Origin of the sequence: Streptomyces sp. SID3212, assembly GCF_009865405.1 — a bacterium.
Lineage (GTDB): Bacteria > Actinomycetota > Actinomycetes > Streptomycetales > Streptomycetaceae > Streptomyces.
In genome coordinates this window covers 1-2469 of the sequence record NZ_WWJY01000733.1, presented here as the reverse complement: position 1 = coordinate 2469, position 2469 = coordinate 1, and the positions used below count along the sequence as shown (strand labels likewise).

The following is a 2469-nucleotide window of genomic DNA, read 5'->3' as shown; positions in this document are numbered from 1 at the left end:
CCGGCGTCCACGGCGCCCAGACCCACCCCTGGCCGCGCAGCCTCTCGCGGCTGGAGCGCCGGGGGATGCTCCACGGCCCCCTCGGCTACCTCAAGGCGCGGCTCCGACAGCGCGGGAGCAGGCCATGAGCGGACGCGGTGCCCGCACGAGCCCCCCGATCCCCGTCCTCCTCTACCACGCCGTGACGGACCACCCACCCGCCTGGATCGCCGAATTCACCGTCGCGCCAAGCGACTTCGCGGCGCAGCTGGACGCCGTGGTGGCCAGCGGCCGTACGCCCGTGCCCATCAGCGCGCTCGTCCGCCACCTCGCGGACGGCCGCCCGCTGCCGCCCCGGCCCGTCGTCCTCACCTTCGACGACGGCTTCGCCGACCTGCCCGGCCCCACGGCCGAGGCGCTCGCCGCCCGCCACCTGCCCGCGACCGCGTACCTGACCACCGGGGCCATCACCCCGGGCCGCGTCAGCCTCCTCCCGCCGGCCCCGATGATGCGCCTGGCGCAGGCGCCGCGACTGGAGTCGTACGGCATCGAGGTGGGGGCGCACACCGTCACCCACCCCCAGCTGGACACCCTCTCCGCGCGCGAGCTGCATCGCGAACTTCGGGAGTCCAAGGCGGCGTTGGAGGACGTCCTCGGCCACGAGGTGGCACACCTCGCCTATCCGCACGGCTACAACAGCCCGGCCGTACGGCGCGCGTCCGCCGCCGCCGGGTACGCCTCGGCCGTCGCCGTACGGCACGCGCTCTCCTCGTCCCGCGACGAGCCGTACCGCATCGCCCGGCTCATCCTGCGCCGCCGGCACACCGTGCGGGACGTCGAACGCTGGATGGACGGCAGACCGGCGGAGGGGGAGAGGGCGCGGGTCGCGCCGTTCGACGACACGCTGCCCACGGTGGGGTGGCGGCTGTACCGCAGGGCGCGGGCCCGTCTGCGCGGACCGGGGTTCGCGGGGTAGTACGGGCCGCGCGCACCCCAACTCCCCTGTGCAACAGGGGCGTACGAGAACAACACAAACACGATGACCGTTCTTATACTTCGCTTCAGGGACAGCGGCGTGACGGCCGCGACCACATCTGTGGGGGGAGTCGCACTGTGCAACACCGTGTGTCCACACCGGTCTCGGAGGGCGCCGCGCCGCGCCCCGTACAGGAGCCCGTACCTGACGCGGCGGACACCTCGCTGACGGCGGACGAGCCACTCCCCGTGCGCACGACGAAGAGTCCCTTCCGTTCCGAACGGCTCTTCTCCTGGCTCCCGTTGGTGGCCGGAGCCGGGCTGTGGGCCTGGTCGTTACCCCGGATCGGGTTCCGCGACATCGGGGAGTTCGGGCTCCTCGACCGCTTCCCGGTCGTCTTCTACGTCTCGCTGGTCGTCCTCTCGGCCGGCTTCCTGGTCAGCCTGCGCCGGGCGGCTGCCGCGCCCTGGTGGCCGCCGGCCTACTGCGTCGCCATGCTGGTGGCGCTCAAGGCGCCGCCGGCCCTGCTGTACGACTCGGTGCGCTACGCCTGGGCGTCGAAGCACGACGCCGTGATCGCCCGGCTGCTGGCCGAGGGCACCTTCCATCCGTACACCGAACTGTCCGGCGGGATGTCGGCGTACGACCAGTGGCCCGGCTTCTTCTCCCTCAACGCGGCGCTGATCAGGGCCTTCGGGGTGCAGGGCGCCGCCGCGTACACCAACTGGGCGCCGGTCGCCTTCGGGTTGCTGATGATGCCGGTCCTGGTGCTCATCTACCGCACGTTCACCGACGACCGGCGCCTGGTGTGGACGGCGGTCTGGATCTTCCAGCTCGCCAACTGGGTGGGCCAGGACTACCTGGCTCCGCAGGCCTTCGCGTATCTGCTCTTCCTGACCGTGTTCGCCGTGGTCGTACGGCACTTCGTGCGGCCGGGCTCGGCCGGGCGGCTGCGCGAACGTGGCCGCCTCGACCCGGCGGCGGCGCCCGTGCCGCCGTCCACCACGCGCCGTCAGCGGGCGATCGGGGTGCTGGTTCTCGTCCCGCTGATCGCCGCCGTCAACGCCTCGCACCAACTGACGCCCGTCATGCTCTGCATGACCCTGATGGCGCTCTGCCTCACCCGCCGCTACCGCAACCTCGGGCTGCTGGTGGTGACCGGGGTGGTCATGCTCGTCTGGGACCTGACGATGGGCCGCCCGCTGTTCCTGGACACGCTCGGCACGCTGCGCGACTCGGCGGGACAGCTGCTCCAGAACTCCCGCCCCGGGTTCGCGGGTGAACCGACCGGTCCCGGGCCGGAGTTGGTGGGGGCGGCCAACATCCTGATGGTTGCCGCGCTCGCCGTGCTGGCCGGGGCGGCCGTCCTGCTGCGGCGCCGGCTGACCCACAGTGCGCTGCCGCTGCTGCTGGCGGCGGCGGCGCCGGTGCCGCTCTTCGCGGTCAACGACTACGGCGGCGAAATGCTGTTCCGGGTCTACCTGTTCGGGCTGCCGGGCACGGCGTTCTTCGCC

The 2469-nt window shown here is 72.7% G+C and carries 2 protein-coding genes; both read left to right on the top strand.

Annotation, left to right across the window (positions count from 1 at the left end; genetic code table 11):
* Nucleotides 1–124: 124 nt before the first annotated feature.
* Nucleotides 125–955 (top strand): polysaccharide deacetylase family protein, encoded by an 831-nt coding sequence (locus GT042_RS22330; protein WP_161310505.1) that lies wholly within the window; start codon nt 125–127, stop codon nt 953–955.
* 137 nt (nt 956–1092) lie between these two features.
* On the top strand, nt 1093–2469 hold a 1377-nt coding region (locus tag GT042_RS22325; protein WP_345943866.1), incomplete at its 3' end, for a hypothetical protein.

What these genes read in the sequence shown, in the direction of transcription:
- GT042_RS22330 (WP_161310505.1), top strand. Translation starts at nt 125, where the DNA reads ATGAGCGGACGCGGTGCCCGCACGAGCCCCCCGATCCCCGTCCTCCTC.